Source organism: Acinetobacter sp. CIP 64.7 (assembly GCF_000369745.1).
GTDB classification, from domain to species: Bacteria; Pseudomonadota; Gammaproteobacteria; order Pseudomonadales; family Moraxellaceae; genus Acinetobacter; species Acinetobacter fasciculus.
Window position 1 is genome coordinate 840,889 of the sequence record NZ_KB850179.1, and the last position, 20,928, is coordinate 861,816.

Genomic DNA, 20,928 nt, shown 5'->3' on the forward strand with positions numbered 1-20,928 from the left:
TGAAAAAGCCTTGCTCTGAAATGTTTTGTCTTCGTAACCAAGATATTACAGATGCTAAGGCTTTTTTTTATTTATTTTTTATGTCGAACTCAGGTAATTTATTAATTTGCGGCACTTTGAGCTGAAATATTTAAGCTAAATGTCATGAATAGACATATCTGCCAGTACACCAAACTTTTCATCAAACGGCGCTAATTGTTCTTTGACGTATTTGGATCCGCGAAGTTTACGGCCATGCTCATCATAGTATTTATGAAAAAGTGTTTTGAAGGGATAGTACTGTTTTATGCTCAAGTCTTCCGCCATCTGATTGACCTTCGCTTCAAGCATCTTTTGAGCTACCCCTTGCTCACATTCTTTTGCGGTATCACGAGTTGCTGAAGAACGTTTTCCATTGATCATTAGTTCAATGTAGTAGGCCGAACCGCGCTTTCTGGGCTTGGGTAATTTCATGACGTAATTTCCAAAATTCTTGACGTAAACTTGACGTAAATTTAACGGCAATAACTGCATAAAATACGGGTTTTGCAGATAGTGCGGATAACGGCTCACTTTACTCAAGGCATTAAAAAGGGGCTTTAAGCTACTGTTTTCGCTTAAAACCCTTATAACATAACGTTTAGAATCTTGGTAGGTATAAGCAGACTCGAACTGCTGACCTCTACGATGTCAACGTAGTATCTTTATAGTAAAAACAATAGGTTATTTTAATATGGGACAATCTTGGTCTAAACGTGACTTTATCCACAAGTCTTAGAATCCTTGTGTAAGCTGATTATATCATCTATTTTGAAATAAAAAACGTGAGAGATAATAATGAAAACATGGATCTACTTTTATATAGAGCACACGATAAAGAATGGGGAGATTTTTAGGAAGGAATCTGGGTGGGGATTGAGGAATTATTTATTAAAGTAAAAAACAAAGCCCTCATTAGAGGGCATTATTTTATTTAATTGAAATATTGCTTTTCTGGTAAGTCATTCAGTCTTGTTTAATAGCTTTCACAATTGCACCATGACGCGCTTTACAATCATTATATTTAGCCACCGTATCCACAGACCAAAGCAAAACCAACTTTCCGGTATTTCCGGATAGTTGCTGCAAATCAGAACAAGGTTCAAGGAGGTTCGCTGGCACCACTGGCGATAAGTGAGTTGAGTTGCTGCAGGCCATCATCATCAAAGCAATGGTTGAGATATACAGGACGATCAATGATCTTTTGCACTTCACGCGTAACGGTTTCGACTTGTACACGTTGCTCTGACTTGGCTGCTTCATAGTCTGCACTCACCTGGTTAATTTGGTTTTGTTTTTCAGCTAAAGCCTTCAAGTGCTTTTGCTCTATCTGTTGAATTTTGGTCGTACATTGCTCACTCGCTTCACGCAACTTCCCGCTCAAATGATTGGTATATGCAATCTGCCCCACCCATAAAAAGAAAAAGACCGCAATTGCGATCCAGTGTTTGTACCTCCAAATTAAAATTGGCATCTAGTTTACCCCTATGCATTTTTGATAACGATCAACTTGCCGGGTCCATACCCCATAGCAATTGTTAGAACGAATACTGCAGTCACGCTTGGCCACATACTTCCATTTCAAAAGTGACTTACACGCCTGGACATATTCACGCGCTTTTAAATGGCGAAGCATTGACGATCCAGACCAGGCACCAGTGCCGTACTGATAAGTGAAATCCAGATACAGATCATATTCAGGCTGTGAAATTGGAGTATTCAAAATGGTTTTATTGAAACGCTGTGCATCTTTATCCATGTGCAGCTTGAGATATTTAAATGCCTGCTTTCGGTCAATCGCTGGATCAGTCATTTTGACACGCACACCATTGGGATAAACCGTGGTGCCGTGGCCAATGGTCGGCACATCCCCTTTCACTGGAATAACCGGCTTAGGTGTGTAGCCTTCTTTTTGCGCTGTGGCCTGTACCTGCTCATCACTAGGACCAGTAATCATCTTTTGACCACCAACCCCCATAGCTAGAATCAATGATGATCCAATCACATAATATTTAGTCTTGTTTTGCATCGCGTTTCTCCAATGCCAACTGCTTTTGTATTTCATGCATTTCTTGTTCGCGCTGATCTTTGAGCTTTTGGAACTGCTTATTTGATAAGAAGTTTGCAAGGCTAATCCCTAGACCCGCGAGACCAATCATCACTCCCACCAAGAAACCCCAGTCCCATGTTGCCAGCCATGAAATGATGGTGATGCCAGTGCCGGCCGTTGTGGCTGCTGGCCCTGATGTGTCTATAATTTGTGCCGTATGGTGTGACATGCTGCCCCCGTATGAATTGGCAATAATGGGTTTTTCTTAAAAGTTTGGTGGCAATTGCTTTCGATGGATTTCTGCAAGATAAGACTGATGACAGTGATCTTTTTGCCAAAAAAAACAACCCGTCAATCAATCGCCTCATAAACTTCCAGCGCCAACTCTTGTGTCGGTTTCGGTGTGCCCGAGATGAAATCGTTTCATCGGCCATACCGCCCAGAAACGTGTTAATTAACTGATCAAAAGCGATCAGGATCTGCAAGATTTTCACGAAATCTCCTCATAAAAAAAGCACCCGGTTGGGTGCTTTGAAAATCGTATTAATGGTCTATAAGGTTACGGCATCAACATCGTCTTTTGTGGTTGCAGACACTATTGCTTCCCGTGCCACTCGCCCGCGCTGGTGAGTTATTGCAATATGCATTTGCAATGCCTGATAAAGTTGAACCAATTCATTTGCCGTTAGATAGGTTGTTGTGTTGTCTGCCAGCGTCCAAACCTGATCCATTCCAGCTGCTGCAGCCCCCATAATTCGACCTTGAGAAACCTGATCTGAATCATAAATACCGCCTTCAAACTCAAAACCGCCGAATTCCAATTGATCACGCTGTGATTTAATCTCGGTCCATCTCTGGGCTTTAATTTCATCTAGGGATCTGGGATCTGTCCATTTTTTCGTAACGTAGTCGAATATGAGATCGCTATCTTCCGGGATCTCTACTTCAATAAATTGCTCATCAATAAAGTCCCAATAACATTTAAAGTTAGGAGCTTCACACAGAACTGCAACTCCATTTTCGGGAGTGTTCATCTCAACCATAACATCCGTAACATTACGAAATTGGTTTAGAAGTCTTCCTGTGGCTTTATCTACAACACATACATGTTCAACAATATTCATTTCTTAACCACCAATGCAAAGTAATTGACAGATGCTTTTTTAGAAATTGTAGGAAACGTGTTTGCTAACCCTACAATTTCTATTAAGGGGTTGTCCACGGGAGCTGTGAAAAAGTAACTTGTGGCAGTAGGAGGTACAAAAGCTTTAGGGTAGTCCCATTGTGATGACGCAGTAGCTTCCGTCTTAACATGCTGTAGAGTAGCGACCAGCGTACCATTTATACGCAATCCTAGTTTAGCAAAAGCATAACTAAGCTGATTATTGTTGGTTGCTGTCATACCTACAAAAACTTCACTAGAGTCTGCATTAAAAGGCATAGAGTTAAACATCAACAGAACGCGCTGACCTGCCAAAATTCCAGCAAGCCTTACTGAAGATATGGCATGCCATGTATTAGTAGCCACGTTGTACTGATACTTTTCAGTCAGGTCTGTCATAGCCATGGGTATTGTTACAGCGTTATCCTTAATTTTAAGGGTATCTACTTGAAGATCACCAATCTTTGCCGTAGTAATTGCCGCATTTGCAATCTTCGCGGTTGTGATCGCCGCATTTGCAATCTCAGCGCTCGTTACAGCCAAAGCTTTAATATTAGCCGTCCCGATAGATGCGTAATCAATAAAAGCAGATTTCAGATAAGCACCCACCGGGAACACTGTACCCGTCACCGGATCAGTAAAAGGCGTATTGCGGAAGATGAAAGGGTAATACGGTGTACTTCCTTCGCTAGCCGGCCCTGCCAAAGCAAACGAGTTAGCGCGAATAGCAAAGTTACTGTAATTCGCACCTCCGCTCTCTTCAATCGCCAAGCCATAGGATGAAATCACACCGCCACTATCAAGCTTGATTGTGTGCTGCGCCTTAATCTTGCTTTCAGTGATAACAAGTGAGTTTAGCTTCGCTTTATCTGCTGTGATTTTAGCAACTTGCGATGCAATAGCAGCTTTCTGTGCATTTGCGTCAACCTTAGCATCGTTTAGCTCTGCAATTTGGCTTGTATAAAGATCAATTAACTCCTGATTTTTATCCTCCTTTGCCTGCTCCTTTGTGCGCTTGGTGGTTAGTTCAAGGATTCTTGCGTTGTGACTGTTGACTGCTGATGTCAATACTGCTGTTTGTGCTTGCAAGGCTTCAATATCTTCATCAAGTCGGGCTTTCGCAATCTCATTCTTGAGTTTGTTTAAATTTCCAACAGCATTCACAACTTCAATGCTTGTTTGCTGGCCATCCACATAACCCTGAATTGTCTTGATCTCACCGCCGATTGCATCAAGCTTGTCGGTAAAAACACCCTGCTCAAGCTTAATGGTTGCGATGTTCCTAGTTGCAGTATCCGCCTTATCAAGCGCTTCTGTTGCTGTATCTTGAGCTGCTTTTGCTGCTGCTGCTGCATCGGTTGCAGCTTTGTCGGTAACAGCAACCCATGCTGACCCATTCCAGCGCTTCGGTGTGTTTAGACCCCCTGTTGTGTCAATCCATAAGTTTTGAGACAGACGCTTTTCTGCTGCGGGCGTGGTTGAACCAAAAATAACCTCACCCTTATTCCCTGCTGCTTCGGCTGCTGCACTGGCTGCTTTTTGTGCTGCATCGGCAGTCTGTTGTGACGTACCTGCCGCCTCCTTCGCTGCATCAGCAAGCTTTTTTGCGCTCGTGCTGATCGCATTACCAAGCACTGCTCTTGCTGAGTAGTAATCAGCAAAATTAGCTTGGAATGTGGCTCGAACGACATTGCTTGTTGTGCTCATGCTTGATAGTAGTGGCGAGATATAAGCACTTAAAGCGTTGTACTTTGTTAAGTACGCTGTTGTGCTAAGACTATAAACTCCAGCCTGTTTTACAATTTCAGTATGGGTTCTATCAATCTCATCCCATATCAGTTTTACCTGCTGCTTTTCATTCGGCGTGAGCTTTTCGTCTGACGATATATCAGATAGTTTAAGTGTCGCATTATCAGCAATCTCTCGAGCATCGTCAGCAGCCTTTTGTGCTTTATCAGATAAAACCTTAGCCGCTGCTTCGGCTGCGTTAGCTTTGGCAGTTGCATCAAGTGCTGCCGCATCAATAGCTGCTTGCTTTGCAGCGTCAGCCTTGTTTTTAGCATCTAAAGCTGCTGCTGCTTTGGCTGCCGCCTCTGCTGCATCTGCTTTCGCTGTAGCATCATTGGACGCTGCTGCAATGGCTGCTAAACGCTCTGCTTCGGCCCGAGCTTCAGCGTATGCTTTAGCTGCTGCTTCAGCTGCTGCTGATTTGTTCTGTGCATCCAAAATAGCTTGATCTGCTGTGTCTTTCGCAGTCTTTGTGCTTGCCTGAAGTATATCGAACCGACCAGCAAAAGATTCACTGTCATTTGCTCGAGCAATTTCTTGCGTGACAATAGCTGCTCTATTCCCCTCAACATCAACTTTTAAGGTATTGATACGAGCAGCAAGAGCGTTATCTTCTTCAGCACGTGCATAAGCTTCGGTTTGAACCAGTGCTTTTGTATTGCTAATCTCAGCAACAGTGGTGTCGATGCGCTGACTCAAAGCCATGTCATTTTCAATCACTGCTGATTGCAAAGTCCATGTGCCCGCAAGACCTGTCGAGCCAATAAAACCCTCTGTCGAGCCGATCATTTCGGGGTACACTTGCGCATACACACCATCAAGACGAGTGGTGTTTGCATCAACCTTGTCGTCAACCTCCTTAATGTTGGCGTTGGTTTGAGTTAATGCTCCTGTACTGGCTTTTGTGCCAAGCTCGGCGGTGATTTCCTCAATTTTTTCTGCATTCGCACCTGACTGTTCTGCTGAAGCGGTTGCTTTTTCGATCGCACTCGCTGCCGCCTCTGCTGCTGTGTCTGCCGTATCTGCTGATTGCTCTGCAACTGCCTTGACTTCGCTCACGAGCTCTGATAGTGCTAGAGTGTCATCAACTGCAATTTCAGCCTTCTGTAAAGCACTTGCTGAGTTGAACAAAGCATTACCAGCATCATCTTCTGCAACTTTCACCCGACCATCTAACGCTTGAGTTTTTTCAATTGCTAGTGATGAATCAGCTAATGCAATATCAAGACTATCCTGAAAACTAGCAAGCGCCTTCTTATTGCTGAGCTTGTAAGTATCTACATAGCCATAGATTGCAGTTTCACCATCTTGACGATCTTTAATCTCCTGCGTTAAGCCATCGTCTAAGTCTTGAATTGCTGCAACTCGTTGCTGACGTTCCACACCAAGCTCATCGCTGATTTGACCTGCCTGAATTTGAACAGCACTAATATTTTCAATCAAATTACCAACATCACCATCCAACCCTGCAATTGTGTCGATCTTGTCGATCTTGGTTTGCAGGTTTTGGTGTAATTGTGACTCGGTGATTTTGCCCGACAAAATATCAAGTACAGCAGATGCATCGGCTGAGGTTGTTGCGTTCGCATATTGCGACCACGGGCCAATATTCCCGATGCGGTCAATCAATCGTCCACGGAAATAACGCTTTAAATTTGGCTGCATACCCTGAATATCATGCGTTGTGGTCGGATATGCAAACAAGCCAAGTGGCGCAGCATTAGCACCATTTGCTGTTGTTGCAATCTCAATTTCCGTATACGCAGTATCGAGCGCACCAACAGCAGGGAAATTCCAATTTAAACGGTAGCCAAACAAAATGCCTGTTGCTGTAATGTTGGCTAAAGCAGGCGGTAAACCTTGCTTGCCTGACAAAGTTGTGAGCATTGAGTAAGTTGGTAGAGATGCAACGTCAAACGCTGAAATCGCAGTAACACGCGCCTCATAATTGCCAGAATAAATACCCTGTACTTCTACCGAGTTACTACCCGTAATTGGCAATTTAATCCATGAGCCATCATCTTTACGCCATTCAGCTTGATACTTGGTTGCACCTTGTGCCTGTGGCCATGAGATAACCATGGTTTCCACTGCAAGGCCTTGTTGCACCATAGTTTCAGAAGTGATTGATACAGACTCTACGGGTGCCTGAACAGTCGGATTGATGATTGAAATCGGACGCTCATCAATGAAAGCGCCAAAATCGATTGCATCATACTTAGCTGATTCATACTGTAGTGCAGTGATTGAAAACTGATGTTTGTCATCTTGAGTGATACTCATGACGCGAAACTTCATAGTTTTTAAGTCTTGCGCATCAACCACCCAGACATTTTCCGCAGCAACAGAGTCAAACGCCACTGTGACTGTGACTTTGCGCCCAATTTTTGATGACACAATTCGAGCTTGCGCCTTGCCATTTTCACCGTTTACGACAAGCCGATCACCTGCACGACACACCACATCATCACGATCTAAAGTGATAATTTTGCGGTCAGCGCTGACAGCAGAAATACGACCGCCATTGGCACGGCCAGCAAAAAGCTCATCCGCAATTTCAATCACACGGCCCGGCTGTGGAATATAACCATCAAGACCAACTTTAAAAGATACGGTGCGAGTTTCTAGTTGCTCAGACTTTAAAGCCCACAGTCCTGCACGTTGCGCCTGCCCCTCACTCGTACAACCCCATGCGTCAATCTCAGCAATACGCACACCGAGCTTTGCGATAGCTGCTTCATCACGAACATAGACATACTCAGTTTTATAGTGATTTGCAGGGTTATCCCATGCAACCTTGGCAACTGTGTGACGGTCACGCGCACGGGTGCCTGTGTACTCAAATAGACCATCGATAACATTGGCACGGGTATAAGTGAAGTAAGTATCTTGCGGAATATCGGCATCACAAACAATGGAGTTGCCATCCCAGTAACTGATTGCACGGAATACGCCTGCCAATTTACTCAAAATGGTATAAGCATCTTCGGTTGATTGCAGATACACATTACAAGTAAAACGTGGCTCTTTCCCACCTTTGCCATCATCAATCATCTGGTCGCAGTATTGGGCAAGGCGATACAAAGACCACTTGTCCAACATTGCAGACGTTAAGCGGTCGCCCAAAGCATAGCGCTTTGACGTGCAAATGTCGTAATAAATCCATGCCGGGTTGTTGGTGTAAGCGCGTTTGAATGTACCGTCCCACATGCCTGTATAAGTACGCGCTACCGGATCATAATTTGATGGAACCTGAAGCTTAATGCCTTTTAAATCAACTGCAACTTTAGCGACATTAGAGAAGGTTTCAGCATCATATTGCAGACCAAGCAAAGCGGTATTTGGATAACTGAGCTTTAGATCAATCACTTCAGTCAGTGCATCAACGTACATCTTGTCGCTGATATATTCTGATGTTGAATTGGGTGTTAATCGACGAACACGGATGGTCCAACCTATATCAGCCTTAGGTAAATCAATCCGGTGTGAGCGCTCATAGTTTGCAGAAGTTTTGTCAGCGATTTGAGTATTTAAAACCTCGGTCCAGGTGCCACCATCAGTTTGCAGATCAATCGCATATTGAATGACGATGCCTTTTACATCTCCATTATCAGCATTCTGCTGACGCAATGGCCCCCACTTAAAGCGAATGCGGACTGCATCCAGATCCGTATTAGTGAGTGATCGGATCCATGGCGATTCAGACTTCAGCTCGACATTGATTGCGGTTTCAGAGGAGATGTCTGGAAAGCCCTCGATATGAGCTTGGTCATTAGTACCATGACGAAAATCAGCCTGTACATCTTCAAAGTTCCAGCCACCTGCTGGGTTTTGTAGTGGTGTTTCTTCCAGATAAACCGATTGCAGACCATTGGCTAGACCCTCGACCTCGCCTTCAGACAAGCCATAAAGAATCTTGATATAGGTTTTGGATTGTGCTGAATCGGGTGCAATCACTGGCTGTCTTGATTTGCCTTGCCCTGCTTTTGCGCCTTTAATTACTGCGTTCATACATTTCCCTAGACAATAAAAAAGGCGCTCATTGCGCCTGTGTTTTTAAGTGTTTACATCAAATCTTCTGGATATTGTCCAGCACTTGCAATAAAGCCGCCCACTTCACGCTGGCCATAAAGCACTGGCACTGGATTACCCTGAGCAATTGTGGTGACTGCACCACCAAAGCCTTTGTTAGCCTTATTGCCATCTTGGTTCTGGTCTTGGTTTTCAATCTTGGGCATGAGCATCATAGCAATACCACCAACCATCATACCGACACCTGCGCCGATTAATGCCACCCCCAGTGGAGCACCAACACCAGTGAATACCATAACAGCACCAACCACTACCAAAACAGCACCAATAATGGTCTGCACCACACCACCCGCACCTTTTACTTTCGGAACAACCTTGATCACTTTGGCGTTGGTGCTCATGTCAAGTTCGGTTTCAGAGATATTTTGCTTATCCTGAAAAACTGCGAACTCTAAACCCTGCTCATGCGCATGTAGCATGAAGTGCTCAAAGCCTGGCACCTGAACCGATAAAGCTCGCATTGCTTCGCGGGTATTATCAACAGCTAAATGAAACTCTTTGCCAAACTTCTTAGCCAAAATGCCGTATAACTTAATTTTTTTGAGCATGATTCACTTTTCTCCACGCAATAAAAAACCGCCTTATTTGGCGGTTAATAGCTTTACATCTTTTCCTACTTCTACTCTCTTCCAGAAGGTTCCAAGCCAGCTGTTGGTTGAATCTAGCCAAATATCCCAATCGTCTCGATAAGGACATTTCCTAATATATTCCACTTTACAATTCACAACTCGGTAATGTGTTGCATCGTGAGGTATTGATAACCCACTGTAATCTCCTTGCTCTAAAGCAAGTTGCTCATTTAAATCGTTAAGTAGATCATTTAGTTCTTTCTGTTTTTCGTGAATTCTTTGACGCAACCCTTTAAAGTTCATACTTCATCTCCCTATGCCGAACCACCTTTGCAACTCGTTCCTGCCATTGCTGACCAAAGATTTCACGAACAGATTTACGGCCATACGGATGATGTAAGACTAAAGCCGATCCAATGCATGGCTCGGTCTGTTCAGATTTAAGTATGCCATTATCGCCTAGCCAGATCAGCGCATGGTTGACATGCTCGGTGCGTCCGACTCGACATAACAGCACATCACCGTACTGCGGCTGATCAACCTCAATAAAGCCTTCCTTCTGAAAATTATCCAGATAGAGAGATGGATTCTCTTTGGACTCCCACCACAAGTCTTGACGCTCATAGTCTGGGATATAAATACCCAACTCGCGCTGATAAAAATCACGGACAATGGCAAAGCAGTCTTGAATGCCGTGAATATAGTTGCGACCAACTAAAGGCGCTTTATATCCACACGGTTTATACACCTGAAATTCAACATCGGGATAAGCACAAATCACCCAAGGCTTTTCATGTAACTCAATCTGAATCAAATCAATTTCAGATGCGCGCGCAGAAGCATTCGGATGTGAATGCACATAGGCCTGAATCTCGCCTAAATCTTCTGCTGCTGCTAAATCCTCGTGATGAATTTCAAACTGATCTTTATGGTCTGAAATATTGCGGCACGGGATGTATTCTTTATTCACAATCACGCCACAGCATTCATCTGGATGAGCCTTAGCAGCATGCGCCTGAATTGCTTTTTTAAGTTTTGCGGTTAGTTTCATCACATTAAACTCGACGCTGGAAAGCCACCAAAGCGGATTTCATTGTTGCGAATACGACATGAAGATAAGCGCCCTGAACAACGGTCTAATGCAGGGTTGTCTGTTGGCTCATCTTTATCAGTGAACATTGCCGCACCTGTAAATTGACATTCTTCCCCCCTGTAATTGCCCATCGCGCACCAATGGCAGTAATTAGAAATCTGCCTAACTGGTATTTTTAAGCCTTCAAAATCAATCGGGTTTGAAAGTTCAAATGTCACAGCATTGGCATTTTCGGAAGTCTTTTGCTCGATATACCAAAGCTGCTCCTTAGCTTCGTTTGATGCTGTTGGATTACCAGTGCTAAAGTTTTCAGCATCAAGGTACTTGGCCAGCGTGGTAATGACTTTGAGCTTTGCGCCTGCGAAATCACCAAGCTGTAAACAAAGAGCAGAAACTGCGTTTTGAATGCCGCCGATATTGTTCGCCATACTTAAGGTTGGTGCTGATGCTTTACCATCTGAGCGCATCTCAAGACCTGACACTTCTAAAGCCATTGGCTCAAAGGTTTGGCCTTGCCAGATGATATTTCGATGCCATGTCTTTTCAGTGCCCGAATCAAAGGCTTTACCAATCGAGCCTATGTCCGCACCGATTAATTCACTTGAGCCGATGGAGGTATAAATACGCTCCCAATCTTCATAAGAAATATGCCCATGAAAGCGCAGAATACCCGCGCCCAAAGCGCGAGCATCCAATTCAAATAGCGTGATCAGTCCATCAACGTAGAGTTTTTGAAAGTCACTGTTCAGGGTCATGATAAGACTCCATCACCGTAGCAACCGCTTCAGCTAAACCTGTAGGTTGAAATTCTGGTGGTGCCATTGATTCTGGCTCTTCAATTTCAGGCTGCGGAAGCTCTTGTAGACGCAAGTCGATCCAACGACCTTCAGTAATATCCACCGGATTATCAAGATCAGCAACAATAGATACCGTTTCAAAATCAAACTTTTTCTTATAAGTTTTTACTGAAATATCGCCATTTTCTAGTGTTGTGTAGATCACTGAAAATAGGACATTGCCGTTTGCATCTTTAGGGGTTTCGATATACCAGCCTTCCTGTGCAAAACCACTTGAGCCTTTGATTAGGTACTCACCTACGCCCAATTTTTCAAACGTAATTTCCTGCTGCCCCGCTTCATCATTAAGCTCAATTTTATCAGCAAATAGCTGAACAATAGGTGATGCTCTTTTTACGAACCCATTGCTGTCTACAGTTGTGTTTTTACTGTGCCAAAGCACAAGTATTTGATTTGCAGCCTCTGTATCATTCCATGTCTCTATTGCAGCACTTACAAATCTAGCAGCTATTCGAAAGCCCCTGCCTCCCTGCACAGCTGTAATAACAGAAGATGCCATCCCTATCGGGCTTATTGCAGCTAAAGCATTATACGAAAATCCGGATGGATTATTATTGAATGCATTCTGGTTACTCTTTCCCAGTCCGAAGTCAAAAACTTTTAGCAATTGATTTTCACTCGTCCCGACATCGTAAGTTGCAGCAGTGCCTAAACCTAGATTAGTTCTTGCTGCTGCTGCTGTAGTTGCCCCTGTTCCGCCCTTATTTACTGGAAGTGCAGCAGGTAATACTCCTTGAGTATTTGCACCCAATTGGCTGTAAATCTCATCATCATTCGCTTGCAGTTTTGCAGATCCTGATCGGAAAGTATCACCACCTGCGCCAGTTGGTGCTATACCTTGATTAATTGTTTGCTTAGCCATAATTATTCCTGAAATTTAATTTTAAGAAGTGACCGGTAAACGGTTTCCAATAAAGCCTTCTGTTGAGCCAATTAAGTGTGTTGTCGAGCCGATTCTCAGACCCTTATCAATAAGCCCTTGCGCAATTCTTGTGGTTCGCGGTGTGTATAACCCCGCAGCAAGATTGGTTGTTTTCATTAGCTCCCCTTATGTTGAAACAATGACGGTGTCGTTGTTTGATGGGTAGCTCACCCAAGCCCACAAGTCACCCAACGCCCCATCGGTATAAACCTGCATGTCTTGATGAGACGCTTCTAAGTTGGTGGGCTGACTAGGCCCAAAAGCAAATCTGAATCGGTTGTGATGCGATTGGATATATGCTGGAGAATTGGCCGCAGCAACTTTTTGCGGTGTTGTGGTTAGTTTGACTTTTTGGGTCGGCATGAGTTCTTCTCACAAAAAAGCCCCAACATGTGGGGCATAAAGTTGATTGAATTTAAGGTTTGAAATCTTGGGTAAATGTGGTGGATATTGACCAGACATCACCACCCAAACTGACTGGCATATAATCCCCTGCTACGACACGAACCTCGCCATCCAAAGGTGAATCCCATAAAAATGAGTCAGCACCCTTGTGGCGATCAAAGAAGGCTTTAATTGCGATAATCTCATCCTTGTAGCCAGTCCTTTTGTATGCCCAAGTGCCTGACCGGTTGTTAATCCCTACACTTGTTCGCTGTGTGTACCCATCTCCAAAACTGGACTGAAGGACTTTAAAGCTTGAAGTTTGGGAGTTTCCATCTAGGTCATTGCACCATGTGAATTTTTGATTGCTCATTTAGATAACAGGCCCCCTTGTCGTTGCTCTTGTCGAATCACAGACCTGATTGAGTCACTGATTGCTTGACCAAGATCTTTTTTAAATTTCACTTCGGGATTAATCACAGGGTGGACATCTCCATATAAAGCGGAGCGCGTGCCGTTCTCGCAAACAAGAAAGTTTCCCTCAACCTTGATAAGCCAGTTACCCTTTTTTAGAACCAGATTTAGTTCAGGAATTTCAATTTGATCTGGCTTATTACCATCATATTCACAAACAAGATTGTAAGACTTGGAAATATGAATCATTGAATTTGAATCGGTGTACTGTATTGCACTAGCGTTCATTATTAGCTCCAAATAAAAGACCCCGCATTAAGCGAGGTCTCTGTGGTAAAGTTAAGTTACTTCTGTTTTGAGTAATACAACTCAAAGACAATTCGCTCGATCACCTCCACCAAGGGATCGAGCCTTCTTTCATCATCTTGCACAAGCACCTCACTACCATTTAGGCGAAATAAGAGCGCACCTTCAGGCATGGTCGTATAGCTTGGCACCTCATTAATGCACTTACAGAAAAACTCATAAGCACGGATTGGCTCTGTGATTTCTGGATTACCATTAATAGCATGTGCCATAGCCTTTGCATTTTGTTCAGCATAGTAGCCATTTCTTTCAGTCAAAATAAAACTCCTTAAAAGTAGGAGTTCTTTTTGTACTTGAAATTGGTGGAATAATCTACTTCGCCAACAATCCCCCTTGTCGCTGCTCTTGACGAATCACTGTACGAACCGCATTACCAATCATTTGACCGAGTTGCTTTTGATCCGACTGGTTAGATTGTGTTGTTACGCCTGAGTCGGTGACATGCACATTAATTTCTACGTTGCCACCCCCATTCTTCTGATTAGCAATCATGCCTTTCAAGTCAGCATTCGTCCGACTATCAACAACACGTTCACCTTTATCCAAAAGCCATGTGCCTTCTTTCGGGATGTTGTCGATACCGTCGTGGGCCATGCCTGCAATGGCTTGAGCAGCAATCATACCTACGCCAGCCATCCCTAGACCAAGGGTCGCTTTAGCTGCAATAGGCTTTGCTGGAGCTGGAATTGACGGATCTCCAAGAACTTGAAGATACGCAAGCCAAGCACTTACCGTGCCTGAGGCAATTGCTAATGCTTGTTGGCCGACAAACATCGCTTTATATGCAGAACTTGACTCACCGGCACTATCTTTCACCATCTGGGTCATATCACCCCAAACAGATCCAACTTGAGAGAGCAATGACCCATACATCTGTATTGTGTTTTCGTATTGTCGCGTTTCCAGATCCTTAACTTGTTGAGCGTACTCAATATCAAGTGCGGTTTTCTGAGACAAGTAGGCTTCATGCGCATCCAGCAACGCCTGATATCTCTCCTCATCTGTGGAATAGGCATCACTTGATGCAATATCCCTTTGCACAGAACCCAAGTCGTTTTGCAATCCAAGTTGAGAATTGTTGCGGCTATTCTCGAGCGACCATTTGGCATAATCTTGAGGTGCCATTGATGCGCGAGCAAAAACATCTTCGGACCCAGACGCTAGACTTTTGATCTGATCAGCCATGGCTTGACGTGCTTCTAGTGCACGCCACTTGGCTTGCTGAAGTTCCTTGTTTCGCTGCTTCTCTAGAGCTAATGACAACTCTGTATATTGTTCCGCAGTTAAGCTAAGGTCGAGCTTAAGGTCGCGTTGACGACGAGCAAAACTTTCATTTAAAAGCTGTTCTTCCGATTTTAGATAATCCGAATATCCAGCCAACTTGTCGCTATGCGCAGCTTCCGAAACCTGAATATCAATCTCAGCTCGTTTCTTGTATTCGGCTTTCAATTCAGCAGTTTTTGCACTGTCGAATCCAGCCTTATCAATCTCCTCCAACTTATCAGCAAGTTCCGAATTGACTTTCTCTCTATAGGTGGCCACTTCAAGCGCAAGTTCTTTTTGCTTTTCGGCTATCTCCTTCTCACGTTTTTCACGCTCAATAGCAAATTGCTCTTGCTCCTTCAGCCAGTCATCAAAAGAATAATCCTCTGTGAATGAAACACCGCTGGAGCCACCCATATAGCTCATTACCTTGCCAGAGTATTCGCGTGTTTCTTTAGGTAGCGGTCTGTCAGCAAAGTACCCTTTCTGACCATTCTTCATGCCTGAGCCATATTTTAAATAGTTCTGCATGTTGCCTTCGCCCCAGTTATAGGCGCGTAAAGCATTCTCAAGGTTGCCTTCAAACATTTTGAGTAACTTATCAAGGTACTCGGCTGCACCTTTTGCACTGGAATTAACGCTATTAACATCAACATTAAATCGCTCAGCAGTTTTTGGCATGAACTGAAATGCACCTCTTGCACCAGCACTACTTCTAGCAGTATTGCTATTTGGTGATTCAGTCATATTTACAGCAGACAATAAGCCTTTTGGTAGCCCTTTAGCAGATTCTAGTGCAGCATAGTTCGCTTTAGCCGCGTTAGATGCAACCAAAGCATTCACCTTCATTGCATTGCCTTGAGCCTCGACAAGCTTCTTGTTTCTCTCCTCGATTTTTGCGCGCTCTTCAAGAGTCTTATTTAGCCCTTGGTCTGCTTTCCAGCGATCAAGCACAGAATTCAACACCTTCGCATTTAACCTTTCACTCGTACCAGCTATATTTGAAGCCTTTCGCGCTTCATACATCATTTCAGCAAGTTTGGGGTCAATATTTCGTTTAACCAACTCATTCAGGTAATTGCTCTTTGTTGACTCCTCTGAGTTCACTTTGAGAAGTTTTTTAATTTCCTCGCTTAATTCACCCACTCCAGCGGCCTGCTCTTTGGCCTCTTTGGTCGTCTTTTTCATCGACTTTTCTAAAGCGTCTTGTGCCTGCTCTGCTGCTTTCAACTCCTTCTTGTTGTCAGAATAAGCTCCAATTAATTTACTTACTTTTGCCAACTGATCATCAGTAAGAACATTCACCTCTTTTACTGCCTCATAGTATTCATTACTTGAAATCCTGCCTTGAGATAGTTCGCTATTGAGCTTTTTGAAGGTGTTAATCTTCTCGTCTGCTATCGGCAAACCTTCCATGAAAGCAAATAGATCAGATGCAGCCACACGGTACTTAAGGCTCAGGTCTTCGACCTGCTGAGCAAGTGCCCTAGTCTCGTTGTCGCGCTGAAGTGTATTTAGCTCTTGATATTTTTCAATCAGATCGCTAACTGATTGGCCCTGAGTATCAATTGAGGCGGTGGCCTTATCAGCATTGCCTTTCATTAATAGGTAGCCAGCAGCCACAGAAGCCACAGCAACCCCCAAGCCTACAGGGCCAAAAAGAACCCCAAGTGCAGCCCGACCAACACCAGCGCTAGCAGTTCCTGCTGCTGCGGATCTTGCTCTTGCTGCCGCCAAAGCTGTTTCTGCTGCTACAAGCTCAGCGGTTGCTTGCGCTTCAATTCGACGCAATTGAGCCATACGTGTTGTTGTAGCCATTCTACCCGCAGCATTAATCTGCGCTTGCAACCTCTGTACCTCTAGGGCTTTTTCGGCCGCCAGCGCTGTTAATGTCGAGCGTGTATTCACAATCTGAGCTTGAGCTTGCGCCAAGGCTGACGCAGCCGCAGCACGCTCCGCATTAATTGCACCATACTGAATTGCAGTCTGGTCAATAAGCTGTTTAGTTTTTGCATACCCCGCTGTAATAGTGCTGTATATAGCTGGAATATAGGTTCCAGCCATAAATGCAGCGCCCACCATCATACTATTGACAACCCCTTCCATGTTTTCAGAAAGTGTTGTGATGCCCTCCACAAAGGTTTTGGATGCACCAGTGGCCGCATCAAATTCACCAACAAATTTAGTTACTTCGTTGGACAACTTGGTGAATGATTGTGAAATAGTAAAGTCTGTTTTGTTAAATAGGTCGTCAATATACGGCTTAGCTTTGCCGAGAGCATCCACAAGCACATCACCAGTAATTTTACCGTCAGCGGCCATGGCTCGAAGCGCACCAATGTTTACATCCATGCCTTTAGCAATCGCTTTTAATAATCCCGGTGCCTGTTCAGCAATAGAGTTAAATTCCTCGCCACGCAATACACCAGATGCTAGTGCTTGACCAAACTGCATCAAAGCAGCTTCAGCACTTGCGGCACTACCACCTGATACAGAAATAGCTTTAGATACTGTTTCAGTGAGTTCAGCGGTTTTACCAAGACTGATACCTAATCGGTCTGCATTATCTGCAAAACGCTGGTAAACCATGGCTGTTGAATCCCATGATGATGCGGTCTTTTGAGCAATAGTAAATGTGTCATTCATTGCTGTGTTCAGTTCAGCCTGTGAGGCTGTGACGAGCTTTAAGCGGTTTTGCAAACCTGTGTAGCTATCGGCATAATTTACAATTTGGTTAATTGAAAAAGCTGCGCCTGCTGTAGCAGCCAGTTTTCCAAGCATGCCATTCATGACATTTACGCTACTACTGGCGCGCTGCATTTCACGCTCTGCTGAGGATGAAGCTTGGCGCATCCCTTGTGTAAAGTTGCCAATTTTTGCAACCAGATCAAGAGTTAGTGTTCCGAGTTTTGTAGCCATAACTTTTCCTCAGGCAATAAAAAACCCCGCAAATGCGGGGTTAATTTTTAAATAATAATTAATACATTTTGGATGTGAGTTTTAACTTTCCGGAATCTTCAATGTAATAGGTTGATTCATAATAACCCGCAACGTCAGCGCCATAACTATTTTCACCAGTATGCGAAATTCTGATTGACACATCTTTGCCCTTTTGCGTAATTCTCACTTCCCTAGGCTTGTAGGAAAATCTATTTTTTAATTTAAATTGAGCTGTAAGAGATGTCATTTTAATATTGTGAAGCATTTCTTCTTTTGTTAGCTGACGACCAACGCCCATTAGAGTTATATCAGTGGAAACTGTGACATCTGTCAGCTTTTTATTTCCATCCTCAATTTGCACCACATAAGATTCCCCGTCGTTTACAAAATCAGCAGCAGTTCTTGGGATTAAAACCCAAGTGCCATTTGATTTTAACTCAATTTTCTCACCTTTTGAGTTTTTGACAATTTCAGCGCTTGAATATGCACTAAGAATACCAACTACCCCTGCAACCAATATCTTTTTCATGTGATTTCCCTCTTATAAGAATTCACAAGATACTAATTCCAGCACAAAAAAACCACTCCGAAGAGTGGTCTTGTTTTATTCAGGTATTAAATATAAACCGGATAGACTTTTCTGAAGCTAGCGATATTAGCCTTAAAAACTTCTAAGTGCTTATATTTATCCTCTAGTACGGTTTTAGCATAAACCTCACCATGCCCGATATATGCTCTTTTCCAGACACCATCCGGTAGCCTTAAAAGCCAAACATCGGCATGAGGTATGGATACCAAGGTGTAGCCATCATGCACCGCCTCAAGCTCTACCACTGGATCTTCAATATCTAAGCGCTGCATGAACTCAATTTCTTCTTTAACAATATCCAAGTTAAGAATTTGCTTTGCAACATCCAAGTAATTAAGCGGTATATTTGAAAAATTTAATACTTTCATGGCTTTTTATTCATCTCCGCTAACATATAGCGCCCTACGCGCAGTGTATCTGTTCCATACAGCAAATCTAATACACTATCAAAGCGTTTAGTGAATTCTGCAATGTTCATTGTTGGGTAAAAACCCGGTGGCAATGGCATTGCAGTCAATACACCATTACGAGCACTTACATGCCAAGAATCATATCTAGAATTTTTAAATTCCCGATTAATCTGTTCGGCAATTTGAATAACCTCTTGTGGATAAGGTAGAGCCTTAACTTCCGGCTGCTTTGAACTCACCCTTAATTCCATAAGCTCTAAATAATGTTTTGCATCCTCAAAATGAATGGCACGCAATTCACGGTAGCTCGCAGAGTATTTAAAGTGATTTTTTAGGCGACTCCACATTTGTTTAATCAAGCCTTGATTGCCACCAGCGCGTGTATGAACAATATTATATAAAATTCCACACTGCTCTACCGAGATGGTTTGCTTGGAATTTACCTGCTGACTCATAACTTCGCGATCCAAAACATCCAAAACCCATTTGCGGAATTTTTTAGCGATTGCTGTCTTGGAAAACATTGCGATTAAGTGAGCACCGCGTAAGCTGAAAATCCGCAGCCTCAAATTGAGGCTCTGGGGATTATCAATGACTTGCGTCATAGATTGATTAAACTCATCCTGATTGCGCTCATAAACCTGAGTTACAGCATTTGCCTTTGCATATCCTAATGCTCTAGCAAGTTCGCCCGCGGTCAACCAAATCTGGCCATCTCGCTCTACTGGTGAAAAATTTACTTCGTTAAAACTTAATGCTAAACTAGACATAGTTAATATTCCTTTGTTGACAATCAATTAAGCCCTTGCCGTCGAAAGTCTGGGCTTTTTTGTTGTCTATTGATTTCATGCTTTCGCACTCTTGTGTTTTTCTACCAATAATTTAACTGCTTCATTCATAAGATAAACGATTGATCTTTTATCCTCTTTAGCAATCAGCTTAAGTTCTTTATGCAGATCGCTATCTAGGCGACCTTTCACATAAACAAATTCTTCTTTCATACTAGCTCCTATTTATGCCACATTTTGTGGCGTTTAATAACTATAGCCACACTTTGTGGTAATGTAAATACCTATCATGAAATATTTACCACAATTTGTGGCATTGAGGTTTTTAATGAGTAATCAAACTGATCACACCATAGTTAGATTGCGTGTGCCGCCTGAGCTAAAACAAAAAATTGAAGATTCAGCAGAAAAAAATAATCGTTCGCAAAGTGCGGAAATGGTCGCTCGCCTAGAACAAAGTTTTGAGCCTGAAGTTAAGGTTTCAGAAACACTTGAATTTGAGTTAATGAAGCGCTCATACTTAGATCAAGCTCAACAGGTGAAGGAATTAAAAGAAATGGTTGAGAAGCTAATCAAGCAACTTATAGATCATCCTGTTTGATCTATTTCCCAAAATTCTCCACCAGATAATCCTCAAGATTCTTTTCTACTGGCTTTTCTTCATGGGTCATTAGGTCATGCAGCTTCACATTCTTAACGCCTTTCAGCATTAAAATAGACTGGTGAATCCTTGCTAGCTCTTGCTCGAATCTCCTTCCGAGGTTGAGGCTTCCGTATTTTCGGATGTAGGCGGTGTACTTTTTAATTTCCCTGTATGGGAGGTCTGCGATTTCGCTGTACGTTTTGCCGAGCGCGATGCTGATCTCGATGAGGATTTCGTCGTCTTGGTTGAGTTCAGTTGCTTTCCCAATACGTTAATATCCACAATTTTTGACCATAGTGCATCTACTAAAGCTTGGTTGAAATGGGTGCGGATTTCATCTTCAGTGAATGCAAGCTGTCCTTTTTCATCACAAATAACACTTGCCAAAACACCAGCTAAAGCCTCTTTGTTTTCACCATAAGCTTTCATTTGGGCTACTGCTGTGCTGTAGCTGAATGGCAGAATATGAGTATCAAACTCCGCGTCTTCACCAGCAACTTTAATTTGAACAGTTACGTGCTCTGGCTTACCCATTAGAGCGCCAGATTTAATGTCTTTTAAAGTTAATTTTTTCATGATT

At 43.3% G+C, this 20,928-nt stretch carries 23 protein-coding genes; 1 reads left to right on the forward strand and 22 read right to left on the reverse strand.

All coding sequences use genetic code 11. The features are described from left to right. Window positions 1–135 precede the first annotated feature (135 nt). The 21 genes from F890_RS10475 to F890_RS18800 all read right to left on the reverse strand — a co-directional run bounded on the left by F890_RS10475 (window position 136) and on the right by F890_RS18800 (window position 19,918). Complete coding sequence (locus F890_RS10475; RefSeq protein WP_228127368.1) at window positions 136–552, reverse strand: hypothetical protein; 417 nt, start codon at window positions 550–552, stop codon at window positions 136–138. A gap of 568 nt (window positions 553–1,120) precedes the next feature. Continuing rightward, on the reverse strand, window positions 1,121–1,492 hold the full coding sequence (locus F890_RS10480) for a hypothetical protein (RefSeq protein WP_005266818.1): 372 nt from the start codon (window positions 1,490–1,492) through the stop codon (window positions 1,121–1,123). Beyond that, window positions 1,493–2,047, reverse strand: coding sequence for a glycoside hydrolase family protein (locus tag F890_RS10485; RefSeq protein WP_005266819.1), 555 nt, complete (start codon window positions 2,045–2,047; stop codon window positions 1,493–1,495). Continuing rightward, window positions 2,031–2,297 carry a phage holin family protein gene (locus F890_RS10490; RefSeq protein ID WP_005266821.1) on the reverse strand — a complete coding sequence of 89 codons (267 nt, stop codon included), beginning with the start codon at window positions 2,295–2,297 and terminating at the stop codon, window positions 2,031–2,033. Before F890_RS10490 ends, F890_RS10485 begins: the two co-directional genes overlap by 17 nt. 322 nt (window positions 2,298–2,619) lie before the next feature. Further along, window positions 2,620–3,192 (reverse strand): DUF4376 domain-containing protein, encoded by a 573-nt coding sequence (locus F890_RS10495; RefSeq protein ID WP_005266822.1) that lies wholly within the window; start codon window positions 3,190–3,192, stop codon window positions 2,620–2,622. After that, complete coding sequence (locus F890_RS10500) at window positions 3,189–9,029, reverse strand: TipJ family phage tail tip protein (protein WP_005266826.1); 5,841 nt, start codon at window positions 9,027–9,029, stop codon at window positions 3,189–3,191. Before F890_RS10500 ends, F890_RS10495 begins: the two co-directional genes overlap by 4 nt. Before the next feature lie 53 nt (window positions 9,030–9,082). Beyond that, complete coding sequence (locus F890_RS10505) at window positions 9,083–9,658, reverse strand: tail assembly protein (protein ID WP_005266828.1); 576 nt, start codon at window positions 9,656–9,658, stop codon at window positions 9,083–9,085. Between the two features lie 33 nt (window positions 9,659–9,691). Continuing rightward, entirely contained in the window at window positions 9,692–9,982 is a 291-nt protein-coding gene (locus F890_RS10510) for a hypothetical protein (protein ID WP_005266830.1), read from the reverse strand. Beyond that, window positions 9,972–10,730 carry a C40 family peptidase gene (locus F890_RS10515; protein ID WP_005266831.1) on the reverse strand — a complete coding sequence of 253 codons (759 nt, stop codon included), beginning with the start codon at window positions 10,728–10,730 and terminating at the stop codon, window positions 9,972–9,974. Before F890_RS10515 ends, F890_RS10510 begins: the two co-directional genes overlap by 11 nt. Continuing rightward, on the reverse strand, window positions 10,730–11,527 hold the full coding sequence (locus F890_RS10520; protein ID WP_005266834.1) for a phage minor tail protein L: 798 nt from the start codon (window positions 11,525–11,527) through the stop codon (window positions 10,730–10,732). Before F890_RS10520 ends, F890_RS10515 begins: the two co-directional genes overlap by 1 nt. After that, entirely contained in the window at window positions 11,511–12,491 is a 981-nt protein-coding gene (locus tag F890_RS10525) for a phage tail fiber protein (protein WP_005266835.1), read from the reverse strand. Before F890_RS10525 ends, F890_RS10520 begins: the two co-directional genes overlap by 17 nt. A 21-nt stretch (window positions 12,492–12,512) precedes the next feature. After that, the gene (locus tag F890_RS18580) at window positions 12,513–12,668 is read right to left on the reverse strand and encodes a hypothetical protein (protein WP_005266837.1); all 156 of its coding nucleotides are present in this window, start codon (window positions 12,666–12,668) and stop codon (window positions 12,513–12,515) included. Between the two features lie 9 nt (window positions 12,669–12,677). Beyond that, the gene (locus F890_RS10530; RefSeq protein ID WP_005266839.1) at window positions 12,678–12,914 is read right to left on the reverse strand and encodes a hypothetical protein; all 237 of its coding nucleotides are present in this window, start codon (window positions 12,912–12,914) and stop codon (window positions 12,678–12,680) included. Window positions 12,915–12,966: 52 nt separating this feature from the next. Further along, window positions 12,967–13,308 carry a phage tail protein gene (locus F890_RS10535; protein WP_005266841.1) on the reverse strand — a complete coding sequence of 114 codons (342 nt, stop codon included), beginning with the start codon at window positions 13,306–13,308 and terminating at the stop codon, window positions 12,967–12,969. Beyond that, window positions 13,305–13,637 (reverse strand): hypothetical protein, encoded by a 333-nt coding sequence (locus tag F890_RS10540; protein ID WP_005266843.1) that lies wholly within the window; start codon window positions 13,635–13,637, stop codon window positions 13,305–13,307. Before F890_RS10540 ends, F890_RS10535 begins: the two co-directional genes overlap by 4 nt. 56 nt (window positions 13,638–13,693) lie before the next feature. Beyond that, entirely contained in the window at window positions 13,694–13,972 is a 279-nt protein-coding gene (locus F890_RS10545; protein ID WP_005266845.1) for a hypothetical protein, read from the reverse strand. 55 nt (window positions 13,973–14,027) lie between these two features. After that, window positions 14,028–17,897, reverse strand: a complete 3,870-nt coding sequence (locus F890_RS10550; protein ID WP_005266847.1) for a tape measure protein — start codon at window positions 17,895–17,897, stop codon at window positions 14,028–14,030. Between the two features lie 58 nt (window positions 17,898–17,955). Then, on the reverse strand, window positions 17,956–18,447 hold the full coding sequence (locus tag F890_RS10555) for a hypothetical protein (protein ID WP_005266849.1): 492 nt from the start codon (window positions 18,445–18,447) through the stop codon (window positions 17,956–17,958). Between the two features lie 86 nt (window positions 18,448–18,533). Continuing rightward, complete coding sequence (locus tag F890_RS10560; RefSeq protein ID WP_005266851.1) at window positions 18,534–18,875, reverse strand: hypothetical protein; 342 nt, start codon at window positions 18,873–18,875, stop codon at window positions 18,534–18,536. Then, window positions 18,872–19,687: a BRO-N domain-containing protein gene (locus tag F890_RS10565; protein WP_005266854.1), complete on the reverse strand. Its 816-nt coding sequence runs from the start codon at window positions 19,685–19,687 to the stop codon at window positions 18,872–18,874. Before F890_RS10565 ends, F890_RS10560 begins: the two co-directional genes overlap by 4 nt. A gap of 75 nt (window positions 19,688–19,762) precedes the next feature. Beyond that, window positions 19,763–19,918, reverse strand: a complete 156-nt coding sequence (locus F890_RS18800; protein ID WP_005266856.1) for a hypothetical protein — start codon at window positions 19,916–19,918, stop codon at window positions 19,763–19,765. A 115-nt stretch (window positions 19,919–20,033) separates the two neighbouring features. Here F890_RS18800 and F890_RS10570 point away from each other — a divergent pair, with 115 nt between their 5' ends. Then, a complete protein-coding gene (locus F890_RS10570; RefSeq protein ID WP_005266858.1) occupies window positions 20,034–20,306 on the forward strand; it encodes an Arc family DNA-binding protein in 273 nt (90 codons plus the stop codon). A gap of 132 nt (window positions 20,307–20,438) precedes the next feature. On the opposite strand, the gene F890_RS10575 is transcribed toward F890_RS10570, so the two are convergent. Continuing rightward, window positions 20,439–20,924: a phage tail assembly chaperone family protein, TAC gene (locus F890_RS10575; protein WP_005266860.1), complete on the reverse strand. Its 486-nt coding sequence runs from the start codon at window positions 20,922–20,924 to the stop codon at window positions 20,439–20,441. Window positions 20,925–20,928: the final 4 nt, after the last annotated feature.